Source organism: Nostoc sp. (assembly GCF_036916655.1).
Lineage (GTDB): Bacteria > Cyanobacteriota > Cyanobacteriia > Cyanobacteriales > Nostocaceae > Nostoc.
On sequence record NZ_JBALFY010000069.1, the window covers coordinates 40103 to 54870 of the forward strand.

13 protein-coding genes and 1 pseudogene are annotated in these 14768 nt (G+C 42.6%); 6 read left to right on the plus strand and 8 right to left on the minus strand.

Annotated features, from left to right (window positions below):
• The first annotated feature begins 66 nt into the window (after positions 1-66).
• Positions 67-1269, plus strand: a complete 1203-nt coding sequence (gene cobT / locus V7L31_RS20020) for a nicotinate mononucleotide-dependent phosphoribosyltransferase CobT (protein WP_334697862.1) — start codon at positions 67-69, stop codon at positions 1267-1269.
• Positions 1270-1503: 234 nt separating this feature from the next.
• Entirely contained in the window at positions 1504-2088 is a 585-nt protein-coding gene (locus V7L31_RS20025; protein ID WP_334697863.1) for a PEP-CTERM sorting domain-containing protein, read from the plus strand.
• 138 nt (positions 2089-2226) lie between these two features.
• Here V7L31_RS20025 and V7L31_RS20030 read toward each other — a convergent pair whose 3' ends face one another.
• Together V7L31_RS20030 and V7L31_RS20035 are read right to left on the minus strand one after the other, a co-directional pair.
• Positions 2227-4191 carry a di-heme oxidoredictase family protein gene (locus V7L31_RS20030; RefSeq protein WP_334697864.1) on the minus strand — a complete coding sequence of 655 codons (1965 nt, stop codon included), beginning with the start codon at positions 4189-4191 and terminating at the stop codon, positions 2227-2229.
• Between the two features lie 339 nt (positions 4192-4530).
• Positions 4531-4902: a hypothetical protein gene (locus tag V7L31_RS20035; RefSeq protein ID WP_334697865.1), complete on the minus strand. Its 372-nt coding sequence runs from the start codon at positions 4900-4902 to the stop codon at positions 4531-4533.
• 335 nt (positions 4903-5237) lie between these two features.
• On the opposite strand from V7L31_RS20035, the gene V7L31_RS20040 reads away from it, so the two are divergent.
• The gene (locus V7L31_RS20040; RefSeq protein ID WP_334697866.1) at positions 5238-6395 is read left to right on the plus strand and encodes an extracellular solute-binding protein; all 1158 of its coding nucleotides are present in this window, start codon (positions 5238-5240) and stop codon (positions 6393-6395) included.
• A gap of 109 nt (positions 6396-6504) precedes the next feature.
• On the opposite strand, the gene V7L31_RS20045 is transcribed toward V7L31_RS20040, so the two are convergent.
• Positions 6505-7056, minus strand: coding sequence for a hypothetical protein (locus V7L31_RS20045; RefSeq protein WP_334697867.1), 552 nt, complete (start codon positions 7054-7056; stop codon positions 6505-6507).
• A 54-nt stretch (positions 7057-7110) separates the two neighbouring features.
• Positions 7111-7890 (minus strand): class I SAM-dependent methyltransferase, encoded by a 780-nt coding sequence (locus tag V7L31_RS20050; protein ID WP_334697868.1) that lies wholly within the window; start codon positions 7888-7890, stop codon positions 7111-7113.
• A gap of 155 nt (positions 7891-8045) precedes the next feature.
• Between V7L31_RS20050 and V7L31_RS20055 the strand changes: the two genes are divergently transcribed.
• Positions 8046-8957, plus strand: coding sequence for a LysR family transcriptional regulator (locus V7L31_RS20055; RefSeq protein WP_334697869.1), 912 nt, complete (start codon positions 8046-8048; stop codon positions 8955-8957).
• A gap of 136 nt (positions 8958-9093) precedes the next feature.
• Here the strand turns inward: V7L31_RS20055 and V7L31_RS20060 are convergent, their stop codons facing one another.
• On the minus strand, positions 9094-10140 hold the full coding sequence (locus V7L31_RS20060; RefSeq protein ID WP_334697893.1) for an alkaline phosphatase family protein: 1047 nt from the start codon (positions 10138-10140) through the stop codon (positions 9094-9096).
• On the opposite strand from V7L31_RS20060, the gene V7L31_RS20065 reads away from it, so the two are divergent.
• A complete protein-coding gene (locus tag V7L31_RS20065; protein WP_334697894.1) occupies positions 10048-10311 on the plus strand; it encodes a hypothetical protein in 264 nt (87 codons plus the stop codon). The genes V7L31_RS20060 and V7L31_RS20065 overlap by 93 nt on opposite strands.
• Before the next feature lie 453 nt (positions 10312-10764).
• Here V7L31_RS20065 and V7L31_RS20070 read toward each other — a convergent pair whose 3' ends face one another.
• Complete coding sequence (locus V7L31_RS20070; RefSeq protein ID WP_334697870.1) at positions 10765-11061, minus strand: type II toxin-antitoxin system RelE/ParE family toxin; 297 nt, start codon at positions 11059-11061, stop codon at positions 10765-10767.
• Positions 11058-11255 carry a hypothetical protein gene (locus V7L31_RS20075; RefSeq protein ID WP_229488218.1) on the minus strand — a complete coding sequence of 66 codons (198 nt, stop codon included), beginning with the start codon at positions 11253-11255 and terminating at the stop codon, positions 11058-11060. The genes V7L31_RS20070 and V7L31_RS20075 overlap by 4 nt, the downstream gene beginning before the upstream one ends.
• A gap of 104 nt (positions 11256-11359) precedes the next feature.
• Here V7L31_RS20075 and V7L31_RS20080 point away from each other — a divergent pair.
• Positions 11360-12001: pseudogene (locus tag V7L31_RS20080) on the plus strand (Uma2 family endonuclease).
• Here V7L31_RS20080 and V7L31_RS20085 read toward each other — a convergent pair.
• Entirely contained in the window at positions 11996-14617 is a 2622-nt protein-coding gene (locus tag V7L31_RS20085; protein WP_334697871.1) for a U32 family peptidase, read from the minus strand. The pseudogene V7L31_RS20080 and the gene V7L31_RS20085 sit on opposite strands and share 6 nt — an antisense overlap.
• Positions 14618-14768: the final 151 nt, after the last annotated feature.

The following is a 14768-nucleotide window of genomic DNA, read 5'->3' on the forward strand; positions in this document are numbered from 1 at the left end:
ATTTGTCATTTGTCATTTGTCATTGGTTAAATGATGAGTCTTACTAATCATCAATGCCCATACCCAATGCCCAATTCCCAAATTAGTATTTATACTCAAAAAGAACAGGGTGAAGAATGGCTACGACGATATCGTGGTTGTCTACCCATATTTGCCTGTGTTTTAGGATTTACTGAAACTGGTTTAATTCCAGGAATTTCAGCAGCCGGTCGCACTCCAGAGGATCGGAAATATACCGCTTGTGCTGATGCCGAGTTTTTGTATTACGGGCCAGAACATAAAGCCCAATACCCCCTACCACCATTAGCGGCTGGGGCTTCGCCCGTGCTGATTTCTCGCGCCGTCTTTGAGTCACTAAAAATACCAGTTCATTTATTTAATGCTGGTTTACCCCAGCCTCCTGCTGTGCCAGTAATTGATTTGGGTGGCGCTCCTGCTAAGTGTTTAAGTGGAGGTGCTGCTATGGAAATCACAACTGTACACCACTTACTTGAACAAGGGCTACTTTGGGGAGAACGCCTTGCTACTAATATCCAACAGGGATATCTGATTATTGGTGAGTGCGTCGTCGGAGGCACTACAACTGCCCTAGCAATCTTAACTGGTTTGGGTATAGATGCTGCCGGAAAAGTTAACAGTAGCCACCCTGTTTGTAACCATACACAAAAGTGGGCATTAGTGCAAACTGGACTGGAGAAGATGAAGGGGAGCAGGGGGCAGGGAGCAGGGGGCAGGGAGCAGGATGAGACATTCCAATCGCAAATCCAAAATTCTGTAGATCCTCTAGAACTCGTAGCCGCCGTGGGCGATCCCATGCAAGTAGTTGTAGCTGGGATGGCGATCGCAGCTAGTCGTAGTTGTGGTGTAATGCTAGCTGGAGGGACGCAAATGTTAGCGGTTTATGCACTGATGAGTGCGATCGCTCAAGCTTACGCTTTATCATGGCAACCAGAAGAAATAGTTGTAGGCACAACTCGCTGGGTAGCAGAAGACCCTACTGGCGCTACAGTTGACTTAGCCCTCAACTTAGAAAAAACCAGCTTAACTGAGAGTGGAAGAACCCCTCCCTTATTAGCAACTCATCTTAGCTTTGCTGATTCTCGTTATCCCCAACTGAGAGCTTATGAGCAGGGCTTTGTGAAAGAAGGTATAGGTGCTGGAGCTGCATGCATAGCCGCCCATCTTAGCCAAGATTGGCAGCAGCATCAACTTTTGGCAGCCATTGAAGCCCAATTTGAACGACTAAGTACTGCCTTGAACCAAAGTTAAAGTCTGTTCCTCTCTGAGTCGGAGAAAGATAGTTGTAGTAATTACATACTACAACTAAGTCTGCGTGTATCTACGCAAGAACATCTTTAGCAATTCAATAAATTATGAGCAAAAAGACCACCAATTTCTTAAATAAATCGTGGATCTGAGCCTCTCGCTGGAGAGCAAATCAAATAGGATTACTATATGCTATGCAACTTTGTTTACCTTCTAGTTTTTCAAGAGAATTATCTGATGAAATTAGTCAAAAACCTTAGTATCGTTACCGCCAGTGCTGTTATAAGTATCACTGGTGTCGGTGCATCTGCGGCCCAAGCTGTACAACTATTTGATTTTCAGTACTCTTTTCCCAGTTATGAAGCAAATGGTACAGCGATTTCCGCTAGCGGTATCCTTACCACCACCGATCTAAATTCTATAAAAAACAATTACACAATTACAGGAATAACTGGCACAAGGACAGTCCAAGGAATTACTGATAAAATCATCGGGCTACTCTCACCAGGTACATACGGAATCAATGATAATTTGTTAAATGCGAATACCCCGCTGTTAACGGGAGACGGTTTTTCTTACCTGGTTTCAGGAAGCGGGGAAGATGGAAATGGCAACGTTAACGTATTCTACAGTAGTTTAAATGAGGGTTATTCAGAGCTTTCAAGCAATGTAGATTATGGCAGCTTTAGTGTTGTACCCCGTTCTGTTCCTGAACCCTACACAGTAAGTGGCTCATTGCTTGCTCTTGGTTTTGGCTGGTGGACAAAGCGAAAGCAAGCAGTAGCTTTCCAGAAAAAGCCTCATAGAGGAATCTACCTATAAGGTTCGTAGTGCATCTCCGATCTAGATTGCGTTAAAATGTGCCTGCTATCTTACACTTGCTTAAATTAATACCAAGTCGCCTTCATGATGTATCACTAGACGACTTGGTATTAAAATATGATATCAGTCGTAGCTTGATTAAAAACTTCCAGGATTGTCATCAAGTGCCAGCAAGAAATTAATCAGGTCTGCTTGCTGGTTGTAATTAAACCCAGCTTGTCTATCTACGTAGAAGTAATGACCTGTACCATCAAGATTACTACGCACTAAACTAGGGTTAGCTTTGTTGGCTTTTATAACTAAGGCGCGAAGATCGCGATCAAGCAAGGCACGCAAGCTGCTAGCAGGATCAGCAGGTATAGCTTGGCTAAGAGTGCCAGATAGCCCTAAGCCACTCTTGTTAACAACCGTAAAACAACCATTTGAGTCAAATTTTAGGCTTCCTGCCCGTACTGCTGAACCACCATCGTGCAAATACGGTGCGCTTGCATAAAGACCACGTAACGTAGTAGTTTTATAACCACCTTTGGGTAATATTCCTTTGGGTAGAGTTGTGGGAGTATCAGAGATACCCTGCGTCGGTACATCCAACACTTCAGCATTAGCAGGTATGGGAACAGGAGTATTAAAAGTGTATAACTTGGGTGGTACTAACAGATTATTCAGTGCTAAGTGAGACTGGGCACGGGCTGGGTTAGTACGAATTTCATCAATTGGATGAATTTTGTTGTCGGTGAAAAATGGTGGAATATGGCAAGTTGCACAATTAGCTTTCTCAAATACTTTTGCCCCACGCTTAACAGAATTATTTGTCAGTGCTTGCCAGTTTTCTGAAGTCTGGTTGGCAGGTGGCACTAAGCTATTTTGAAAAGCAGACATGGCGTTACTAGCAAATAAAAAAGAGCCACTGGCAATATCACCTAGCTTTCCAGTATTTGGGCTGAAAACCAAACCGTTTAAACTAAACAAACTGGGACGCAGTTTTGGATAAGTTACTGTGCCAGGGGCAGGAATTTGGTCTTCTAATTCTGCTTGTGTAGGATTGGGTGCAATTACCCCCCGCAGCCATTCAGAGGGTTTTACTATTACTCCTTCTGGTAAACGTAGGCTGGGAACAGCAGCATTTTGCAGAAATGTACCAATATAAACTTCTGGGTCAATACCGAGAGTATCTGCACTGAGTTGAGCGGCTGCCAACAGATTTATTTCTGAAGAGTGAACACCATTATTAAGAGCGCTTAGTCCAGCAAATGGGCCAATGGCTCCTTCTCCTGATGCTCCATAAGGATGATTTTTAAACGTGAAAAGACTAGGAATTTGAGTACTGTCTCTGATACCATCAGGTGAACTCTCGAAATGACCGAAAGGTACATCTAACACTGCATCGTCAAAGGCTTTTTCTAACTTCTCAGGATCGGGTAGTTCTACCTGATGACCTTTACTATCAATAATAGTTTTACCATTGCCTTTATATTGTGGGTCTAAGGGGTTGAAGTTTAACCGTGCAAACCCTGCGGCTGTATTTGGTGCTAAAGCAATCAACAAAGGGCTTGCTAATTCTCCATTAGGTACTCCTGGAATGACTTTACTATCATTAGAAAGAGTTGCATGACAAAGCGCACAGGTAATGTTAAAGCCAGGTGTCAATCCTAGTGCAACACTCTGTCCCTTGAGAACTTTTAAACCTGTAGGAATAACAGTCCCTTTGGGAAAAGTTCGACTACCTACGGTTAAATCTTTCTGGAGAGTAATTTTTAGGTTTGTCGTTGGCTGACCTTGTAAACTAGCGATCGCTACACCTAATTCATTCGATATCTTAGCGAAGCCCAGTGCAAAACCAAATACTCCTTGCAAACCAAATGTGTCTCCTATCTTCCGGTTGAAAAATATATCTTCGCCTTTTGCAATTAATTCCTTAGTAATTTTAACTGCCCCTACCCTTTGATAAGAAATAGGGTCATTAGGGTTGAGTCGTTTATTTACAACTAGTTGTGATGCTTCTTGAGGAGTGAGCAGTTTGCCAAAATAGTCGTAATAGCCTAGCGGTTGAGTAGGAGCAGGTTGCAAAAGATCAATTTTTGCAAAAGCTGTTTGGCTTGCCATCAACCAATTTGATAACAAGATGGCAAAAACAGTAATGATAAAAACGCAAATTAATAAGAAAATCTTGGTTTTTGAACGATAGAATATCTCAATTACATCAGTCTTAGGATTGTTTTTTTTTGTTTCATAGTGAGTGTTGACTAAAAACCTATAGGTAGATATATCACACTATTACGTAAAGATATGTAATAGTGTGTTTCAACTTTTTTATCTATTTGATGGCTGGATTAATTACTTCTATCTAAGTATATGCCTATAAAACCATCACTCGATATTTAACCTAAAGGCTCACCTTACTTACCTCAATCCATTTTTTAATTCGTTGAACTCAGGTTAAATTTAATGAATTCTCTCTCTAAGTAATTGTTCTTCTAAAGCCGCAATGCGATTGTATGCTGCTGTTAATTGTGCTGTCAGTCGTTGTATTTGAATTTCTGGTGTGATGTTATCTCCACTTTGACGATGCATGTCTAGATAAATACCATCTGTCAATACATCCTTGTGTTCCATTTCTGGATTTAAATTATTACGTCCTTTGAACTGATAGCCCCCAGCCACCCCATTTCCCTGATAATTATCCTTTGCTTGTGTATTCCCTAAAGAACACTCTGAAAAAGCTTGAGTGACTTTACCATCAAGCTGCTCAATTACTTGGCATAGGGCATCCAGCTTTTGGCTTAAAGTCAGGATTTGCTGCTCTAATAGCTCCATTTAATACCTTTATCCATACATTTTCTCTATGTTATTCAATTTACTCCCAATCTTAACGATACTTATGGATTATTTAAGTATTGATAATTTTTGATGTAAATCTAAATGTAAGTTAAGTTTCACCATAAGTACCAATAAGGAAATTTATGGTGAAACTTTAGTTTTTGGGTAGCTTTTCGCCAAAAAACTCGCTAATTCAAGTCAAATATGCAAAATTATCGGTATTATAACCAAAAAATACCGATAATTCTCCAACTCCACTTTTTCAGGTAGTCTGCGACTGGTGAATCTCTGCTTAATATTAGGTATAATCAAAAATCTCAAATCCAAAATCAATGGATCGACGGTCTTTTTTGCTAGGTACAAGCACATTGGCACTTTCACAACTGCTTTTTGGCTGTGGTGGAAACAACCAGACGCAACTAAAAGTACAGTTATTAAAAGGTTCTATACCTGGTCAGGTGGTGAATCAGTTCCACAAGGGTTTGCAGCAACAGGTGCAGTTAAAGTTTGCTCCAGTTGAGCGGATACAGGATTTATTTCAGCAATTACAAAGTTGGCAGCAAAAACCCAAGACTACTGATGAGCAGGGATGGAGACGCTTTATACCCTTTAGGCAAGGTCAAAAAACACCTGAAGCAGACCTAGTAACATTGGGGGATTACTGGTTAACAGCAGCTATTGAGCAGAAATTGATTCAACCACTTCAAGAAGTACAGGGAAACCAATTAAAACAGTGGTCTACTTTAGATGAAAAGTGGAAGAAATTAGTAACGCGCAACGACCAAGGTAATTTAGATACTCAAGGGAAGGTGTGGGGTGCGCCTTATAGGTGGGGTAGCACGGTAATTATTTATAACCGTGACAAGTTGCAAAAGTTGGGATGGACGCCCAAAGATTGGAGTGATTTGTGGCGAGATGGAGTGCAGCAGCGCATTTCCCTACTCAATCAACCACGAGAAGTTATTGGCTTGGTCTTAAAGAAGCTCGGAAAATCTTATAATACAGACAATCTTGACCAAGTACCAGACTTGGAAAAGGAATTACGAACATTAAATCAACAAGTGAAGTTCTACAGTTCCAATAACTACTTAGAACCTCTAATTATGGAAGATACTTGGCTAGCGGTTGGTTGGTCAAGCGATGTGCTGCCAGTTTTGGGACGTTATCCGCAACTTGCCGCTGTGATCCCCCAGTCAGGAACAGCAATGTGGGCAGATTTATGGGTACGTCCCGCAGGGATTGCTAAAGGTACTTTATCAGATCAATGGATTGATTTTTGTTGGCAACCAAGCACAGCAAAACAAATTTCGGTGCTGACTAAAAGTAATTCGCCAATTGCTACAAATATTACTGCTTCCGATATTCAAGAACCATTATGGAGTTTGTTAGAGAGCGATCGCAACATTTTCAATAAAAGCGAATTTTTACTTCCCTTACCACCATCAGCAATAAAACAATACGAGTCTTTATTCGCCAAAATTAAGATTTAATTAGGAATGGGGCATTGAAAAGAGGCAGAGGGGCAGCGTGCAGGGGGCGGAGGGGAAAATTCTTTTCCCTGCTCCCTGCTCCCAATCCCCAGTCCCCAATCTCCAATCCCTACAAAGAACGCTGGAACCCTATCTTGTTCTTAACAGCCGTTTGGATACTGCATAAAGCTGGACTTGTACTAAAGTTGCAAGTGTAGGTTGCCAAAGGTTCTTTTTGATAATTGAATACTCGGACGTTGTAACCAAAGTTTCGGGCAGCACTACCCAAGCGATTCACAAAGTCGTAGCGTTCTATATACTCTAGTAAGCTCCAAATTTGCTGATTTACGATCAAGTCTACTCGTGCAGGTTCTTTCTCTGAAGCTGGATATGCTATCCAATTATCCAATAGCTTTTTCTCAGAGTTTTGTTGTGCCCACCATAAACTAGGAACGGTTAATCGTTCTGGATGAATGGTGTTAGCTGTGATTATATAGTCTTTTGGCTTGGTCAATAAGTCTAGTTCTAAAGGCGCACTAGAAGGCGACGGGATTAGGGGCGTTTGTGCTAGTGAGGGCGGAACTAGTAAAGTGGTAAGGCTAATGGTTAGTAGTAATGAAAACGATATCTGGCGATCGCTGCGCCAAAGCCAAAGGCGATCGCACAATTTAGGTATATGCATAACTGATACTAATTCATAATTTGTCATGAAGGTATAAGTTAAAATTCGCACAAATTAAAGTTTAACGGCAACGATGCGAATTCTTCGATAATCTGCTGTCCAAGTTCCTTGTTGATATAGTGTTGGCTTCAGATATTCCTCAATGACGGGAATTATTTTTATTTGTTGCTCAGGTGTAAGTCCGGCGAAGAAAGAGCCGGCGAACATTTTAATCCAGTTTGCGATGCCAGCTTCTCCCTCTGCTAAGGGAGTGGGACGAGGAAAGAGGATAGCATAAATGGCATCAAAGCCTTGTTGTTCTAGTAGAGTGGTGTACTCACCAATACTGGGGTAATACCAAGGATTCTCTACTTGTGTTTGGGGAATACCAATGGACTCTAAAGCACTATATAAAGCTGTGACGATCGCCTTTACATTCCCTTTACCCCCAAATTCAGCAACAAAACGCCCTCCGGGTTTTAGGGATTGATGGATGGAAGCGATCGCGCTATCTGCTTCTTTCACCCAATGTAATACAGCGTTAGAAAACACCGCATCAAAGGGCTGTTCAACTTGAAAATTTGTCGCATCCGCAACATCAAAGCGGATATGGGGATAGTTTTCTCTTGCCTTTTCAATCATCGCAGGTGCGCTATCAATTCCCCAAACTTCAGCACCAGCTTGGGCAATTTTATCTGTGAGTTGTCCAGTACCACAGCCCAGATCCAAAATGGATTCTCCTGGTTTGGGGTTAAGGAGTTTGAGTAAGTCTTCACCATACTGCCAGACAAAGGTATGTTTATCTTCGTAAAGGGCAGTATCCCAATTATTATTAGCGATCGATAGATTGTTCATAAGTGGTGAAATTACAGAGTGTTGATTTTTCGATCATCAACCATGTGCCTTGGGTTGATCGCCGCCTATTCATCACAGTAAAAAAGATTTTTAATTATGTCCAATATATATTTTCACCTTAACTAATATTTTAAAGATATGAATTCAGGTAACAGATGGAACTAAGACACCTGCGCTATTTTGTCACTTTGGCAGAGGAACTACACTTTGGAAAGGCAGCAGAACGATTACATATTGCTCAACCTCCCCTAAGTCAACAAATTCGTCAGCTAGAGAAGGAATTGGGTTTTGAACTGTTTTACCGCACGAAACGAAATGTACGGTTAACAGAAGCGGGGCAAGTATTTCTGGGTGAAGTTCAGCAAATTATGAGGCAATTACAACAGGCAATCCAAGTCGGGCAACAAACAAGTCGGGGCGAAATTGGACAATTGGTGGTCGGCTTTGTCAGTTCGGCGGCGTATAATATTTTGCCAACGATCCTGCGAACTTTTCGTAGTCAGGTTCCTGGTGTAAGCATTGAGTTGCATGAACTAACTACAGATCAACAGTTAGAGTGGTTGCGAGAAGGTCGAATGGATGTGGGATTTCTGCGTCCACCTGTGGAAGACAATAAATTTAGTTGCGAAACAATTTTTCAAGAGCCTCTGATGGTGGCATTACCTGAAGCACATTTGTTAGCGAATCAATCTGATATTTGTTGGCGATCGCTAGCCAATGAACCATTTATTTTATTTCCCAGGATATTAGCACCAGGGCTTTATGACTTAATTATCAGTCTGTGTCAGCAAGCAGGCTTTAGTCCCAAGGTTGTTCAAGAAGCCATTCAGATGCAGACGATTGTTAGTCTGGTAGCAGCCGAGATGGGCATTGCGATCGTGCCAGCATCTTTGCAAAATCTGCAACGCATTGGCGTAGTTTATAAAACATTACAAGAACCTAGCTCAAAAGTAGCGTTCGTTGCAGACATTGGCGTAGCGATCGCGATGATTTGGCGAAAAAACGAGACATCCCCAACTGTGCTGAGGCTTGTGGAGATAGTTAAACAAACTGCCCAGCAGTGGTAAATATGGAGGCTTACAACAATAAGAAAATATTTGGTTACAACTAAAAACAATCATTCCAGGTTTTTATTTTGATGTCAACGCGGATGCTTTTTGGGTTGAATTGTCGTTGCCTTAAAGTAATCCTCTAAAGCACGAATTAATCGTGTTTATTTGTCCATTCTCTCCGCTCCTTCGAGGTGAGTGCGCCCCTCTTAAAGAGATCCGAGAGGTCGTTGGTGTCCGGTGAGTTTGCATCACCCAAAAATCCGTCACCTGGTGCGTATACACCGAATAGTTCCTCCCAACTTTTCAGGTCAGACGAATGAGTGTAATTTACGAAGCTTTCATAGGCGTTGCCTTTGGCCAGAGGTGAGATCACGATTTCCTCTATGGTGTGGCTGAAGTCGTTCTGGTTAGTACCTTCACTCTCATCCCACCAGATTACGATCGCACCATCATCCTTGTAAGCATCGGAGCGCATGATCTCTGGAATGATCGTGGCAAGAAAATTGTCACCCTGGGCAATTGCGGACTGATCGCCTGTGTAATGCACCCCATGATAGTCAAATCCATTAGTCAACGCCGTGTGTGAATCGTTGAATTGGTCTGGTGTAATTAGGTTGTAACGAGCAACTCTATTATGAGCTAGGTCTTCCTCTAATTGTTGCAATGGTGCATATTTAGATGCTAGGGGGTTTGCTGGTGTCGGGTCGTTACCGCCGTTGGTATCAGTGAAAAACAGATGACCATCGTGTTTAGTAGCGAAATTATATTGATGGCTACCGTTGTAAGGATTAGTATAATCAGGTGACGTACCACTAAAGCTGCTCAGTGGAACAGTCCATTGGTTTTGAGGTAGAACCGTGTTGGTAAGCAGACCATTAGCATTTTTTGCCAGGTCAATGTCTTCCTGGTAGGATTTCCAAGAGATACCAGCTTTTTCAAGTAAAGCACTGAGATGGAGTGTCGTATTCTGGTTAGTGCCACCAGGATTTTTGAAAGGATCATTATCGTTCAACACGCCGAAGTTATCGCCAGCTTCCTGCCAAATATAGTTTGGCTCGGATGGGTGGATGCTCGGGTTATTGCCGGATGGTGTAGCTAGAACGTTATGGTAAGCACCAGCGTAGGAAACCTGAGCGGCATTCTGATTTCCGGGGGTAATGAGGCTATTCTGATAGGGGGCTGCGGGATTGCCGAATATCTGGTGGGGCGCACTTGTATCGCTGCTGGGTTGCGTGAAGTTGTGGTTCTCCATATCTATGACAAAGATATGTTTGATCCTTCTACCCCTTTCACCCCCTTCAAACTTTTCGCCCTTCTCTATGCTTCCAACGCTTTCACCCTTTTCCGCCACTACCGTGTGTACGCTTAGGAGGCTCGCAGCCACAAACGCAACGGGAAGAATCGCCCACTTAAATAACTTTAGTTGCATTGATTTTTACAAAATGATTGTAAGCCTCACAAAAATACTGATATAGGTTTAAGCACTAACTATTAGAGCTTTAAGGAAACATTAACATCTAGTCGGTTCCAACGTTGAGTTTATAACGCAATACAGTTCAGATAAGCCCAAAACACTTGTAGAGACGGCGATTTATCGCGTCTCGAAAACCCAAAAACGATCGCTTTTGAAGAATTCCTCAATTGGAAGCCAGACGGCGGATGTTATGAACTATACGATAGGGTAATTATTGAAATGCAGCCAGTAGGATATCGTGAAAGGATTAATGGTTTTTTAGCGGGTGAAATAACTTGAGAATTCAAAAGATTAAAACTCCCATACCTAATACCCAAGCAAGCATTAGTAAAAGTTCCTGGCAAAGAATCAAGTTTCATCAATGATAGATTCGATTTTTTGAGAACCATGAAGAACAGCAAGAACATCAATTTGGTCAGACTTAATATAATAAATAATCCGATAAGAGCCTTCAATAACTTCTCTAATCTGCTTAGTTTCAAATTCTGGGACAATGCGACCCGATAATGGAAATTGGGCAATTTGCTCAGAGCATTGAGTTAATCGCTCAACCAGTCTTTGAGCATAATGAGGAGAATTTTGAGATATATAAGTATAAATAGAAGATAAATGATTAACGGCTGTTTCTGTCCAAAAAACTTTCACGGTTGCAATCCAAATTTTGCACGTACCTCTTCAACAGAAACAACTCTTCCCGCTTCACTATCAGTTAATCCCGCTTCTATTGCTTGTCTTACATAGATTTCATACATTAAATCATCCCATGTCAAATTTTCTGGCAATTTGTCAATTAGCCGTCTTGCTTCTTCCTTAATATTTTTGATTTCCATGACATTCATTGACTACAATCACGTCTATCTGGTTATTATAGCGATTCTCCTCAGTGATGTGATACCAAGCAAGTAATTTGCTAAACTCTGAATCGTCATCAGGAGTAAGTGTGATGTTTCAAGCCTTACCAAAAACGATCGCTTTTGAAGAATTCCTCAATTGGAAGCCAGACGGCGGATGTTATGAACTACACGATGGGGTAATTGTTGAAATGCAGCCAGTAGGAGTGAATGAAGAGATTAATGGTTTTTTAGCTGGCTAAGTAACTTTAGAGTTCAAACGATTAAAACTCCCATACCTTATACCCAAGCAAGCACTAGTTAAGGTTCCTGACAAAGAATCAGGTTATTCGCCTGATGTGATAGTGATAAATCAAAAGAATCTTTCGGCGGAACCGATGTGGAAAAAGTATTCAACAGTTACTCAAGCTGCGTCGGTTCCTCTAGTTATTGAAGTCGTCAGCACTAATTGGAAGGATGATTATGCACATAAGCTGATTGACTACGAAACTTTTGGGGTTCTTGAATACTGGATTGTTGACTATTTAGCTTTAGGCGGTAGAAGGTACATAGGTAATCCCAAACAACCGACTGTTTCCGTTTACTATTTAGTGGATGGTGAGTATCAAGTTAATCTGTTTCGGGGAAGCGATGCCTGCGGCGGTAAACAACGCATCATATCCCCTACATTCCCAGAATTAAACTTGACCGCCGAACAGATTTTTCAAGCTGGGCGTTTAGAAAATGAATTATGACCGCAATGCAGACACTCCCATAGGGCCACGAGTTACGCCTAATTGATTTTGCAACTTTAACTCGCGCCATAGTTGGGAACCTGTAATTTCACCTTGCAGTAGTTGACGGTAACGATGTATTGTTTTAGTCACTTCCTCTGGTGTCTCATTCACAAACTCAATGCGGAAGTGACGTAATCCCAGTTCTATCAGACGTTGTACGTACTCGGCTCCCGTTTGAGCAGTGCCATTAAATACAGTATTGCGGCAACCTACATCTGCTTTGAGAACGTGTTCAGTACCTACACGGTCTTTTAATTTCACTTCATGCTTATCACAAGGTCGTCCACAGTTTGTATAATCTGTACCCGTTGATAGAAAGGCACAAAAAACACAATGCTCCATGTGAAACATCGGTATATGCTGATGGATTGTCACCTCAAACCACTGGGGAGGGCAACTAGTGAGCAGGTCTTGTAGTTGGGTAATATTCAGGTCATAGGATGCCGTCAGTCGTTCTAAACCAAAGCGTTGCTGAAAGTAATCTGCTGTTAAGGGATTAGCAACGTTAAGTGAGAAATCTCCGATACAACGGTCTGCGGCAAAAAATTGCAGTTGGTCATAGTTCCGTATCAAATAGCCATCTGCCTCACAAGTACGTACTTGCTGCAAAATCCAGTTTTCTCCTGGTTTGGTAATTCGGGGTGGTGCAACCCAAATTGTGGGGAGTGGGGAGTTAGGAGTTATGAGTGCTGAGTTATGAGTTAAACGTGAAGAATTTTGCTGTTGTTGGCGCACTATTTGTACTGCTTCTCGGTAGGCGCGGGGATCTTCAAATTCACAGTAGAGTGTTTCAACATCAGCTTTGAGGGCGGCTTGCAGTTGCTTGAGATTTCGTACTAGGACGATGAGTGAGGGGGATGTGGGAGATGTGGGGGATGAGGAGGGGAGTAAGTCCTGGAAAGAGATATTAGAAAGTAATTGCCAGCGTTTGGGTTGACTCCGCAATTCTTCCAACTGTGCAACTATTTCTCGCCGCATCCGGTTCAACTCACTGACGGGTAGTATAATCGCACCGATGAGGTGGTTGGTTAGGGTTCCCAAACAGAAGGGGGTGTTACCCAAACGACCAAATTGTTCTTGTAAACGGTCTGTATCTAGGGGTTTAGTGTGTGCCTCCGCGAGTGAAATTGCAGACTCAATTTGGACAATATTACCGAATTGATCGCGGGCGATCGCAATCAACGCCTGACCAACTTCGCCATAAATCTCCAAGTCAATCGGACGCTGAAATTGTGGGTTCTCGCCTGCAAAACTCTGACGCAGTTGCTTATCGAGTTCTGGATCGCTGGTTTTCCAGATGCGATCGCCTATATGCACTCGGCGCAGGTTCAAATCATTTCGCCCAAAGGTCAGCATGGTTTCTTTACCTTTGGATACTACAGCATAAACCCGGCCACCTTCTTCCTTCGCCTCTGGATGACCGCAGTCAAATACAATTCCATCCCCTGGTTTTAGAGGCGCTTCCAATTTAACTGTTACCTGTTCGTTGTAAATGCGGATAACTTCACCCAGATAAACGCCACGCTTTTTACCAAAGCGGGCATGAACTAATTCCTGATTGTTAATCCCACCAAACCAACCCGTGTAGAGTCCGCGAGAAAATGCCATTTCTAAGTTGTAGTGTTCTTGATCTGTTGCCCGTTGTTGTGAAAGATCCCCCCAACCCCCCTTAACAAGGGGGGCTATGTTCCCCCCTTTTGAAGGGGGGCTAGGGGGGATCTCTTCCATCACCCGATCTAGAGCTTGCCGATAAACACGGGTGACATTAGCAACATACTCTGGAGCTTTCAGGCGACCTTCAATTTTGAGACAAGTTACTCCTGATTTCACCAAATCGGGCAAAACATCTAACCCTGCTAAGTCTTGAGGACTGAGTAAATATTTGCGTTCTTTTAAATTTACAACTTCCCCATCAGCGATTAAATCGTAGGGCATCCGGCAAGCTTGGGCACATTCGCCCCGGTTGGCAGAACGTCCACCTAAAGCCTCACTAGTCAAACACTGACCAGAATAGGCCACGCACAAAGCACCGTGAACAAACACTTCCAAGGGCAGCGAAGTTTCTTGTAGGGCAATCTGCTGCTGTATTTTATTGATTTCCTGGAGAGAACATTCACGCGCCAGCACGACTAATTGACAGCCGAGGGATTTGGCAAATTCCACCCCAGCCGCACTGGTGATGGTCATTTGGGTAGAAGCATGGATCGGAAAATCTGGGGAGAGGTGACGGATGAGGCGGCATATCCCAATATCTTGGACAATCACTGCATCCACACCTGCGGCAATAATTGTGCGGAGATATTGCTGTGCTTCTGCTAGTTCCTTGGGAAATATTAGCGTATTGACAGTGACATAACCTTTTACGCCCCGGCGGTGCAAGAATGTCATCAATTGGGGTAAGTCTGCCTCAGTAAAATTTTGTGCCCGCATTCTGGCGTTAAACCGATCCAAACCGAAGTAAATCGCATCTGCTCCATTTTCCACAGCAGCTTTAGCACAGTCCCAGTTACCTGCTGGTGCAAGTAGTTCAGGACGTTGAAGAGAGAGTGGGGAAGGGGAGATATCGCTTTTCATTCAGGTTGGGAGGGTTAACTAGTACCATAGTGATTTTATCTAAGTTAGCAAGGAAAGGGGTAAAGCTTTGTTATTTTGAAAATGGTGAGACATTTGGATTTTCCATCTTTGTCAAAGATAAAGAACTTTTTTTAGAGTTAGATCAGCAAGA

Excerpts from the sequence above, each read along its gene's own strand:
- cobT (WP_334697862.1), top strand. The coding sequence starts at position 67 with ATGCCCAATTCCCAAATTAGTATTTATACTCAAAAAGAACAGGGTGAA.
- V7L31_RS20025 (WP_334697863.1), top strand. The coding sequence starts at position 1,504 with ATGAAATTAGTCAAAAACCTTAGTATCGTTACCGCCAGTGCTGTTATA.
- V7L31_RS20030 (WP_334697864.1), bottom strand. The coding sequence starts at position 4,191 with ATGGCAAGCCAAACAGCTTTTGCAAAAATTGATCTTTTGCAACCTGCT.
- V7L31_RS20035 (WP_334697865.1), bottom strand. The coding sequence starts at position 4,902 with ATGGAGCTATTAGAGCAGCAAATCCTGACTTTAAGCCAAAAGCTGGAT.
- V7L31_RS20040 (WP_334697866.1), top strand. The coding sequence starts at position 5,238 with ATGGATCGACGGTCTTTTTTGCTAGGTACAAGCACATTGGCACTTTCA.
- V7L31_RS20045 (WP_334697867.1), bottom strand. The coding sequence starts at position 7,056 with ATGCATATACCTAAATTGTGCGATCGCCTTTGGCTTTGGCGCAGCGAT.
- V7L31_RS20050 (WP_334697868.1), bottom strand. The coding sequence starts at position 7,890 with ATGAACAATCTATCGATCGCTAATAATAATTGGGATACTGCCCTTTAC.
- V7L31_RS20055 (WP_334697869.1), top strand. The coding sequence starts at position 8,046 with ATGGAACTAAGACACCTGCGCTATTTTGTCACTTTGGCAGAGGAACTA.
- V7L31_RS20065 (WP_334697894.1), top strand. The coding sequence starts at position 10,048 with ATGGTAAGCACCAGCGTAGGAAACCTGAGCGGCATTCTGATTTCCGGG.
- V7L31_RS20075 (WP_229488218.1), bottom strand. The coding sequence starts at position 11,255 with ATGAATGTCATGGAAATCAAAAATATTAAGGAAGAAGCAAGACGGCTA.
- V7L31_RS20085 (WP_334697871.1), bottom strand. The coding sequence starts at position 14,617 with ATGAAAAGCGATATCTCCCCTTCCCCACTCTCTCTTCAACGTCCTGAA.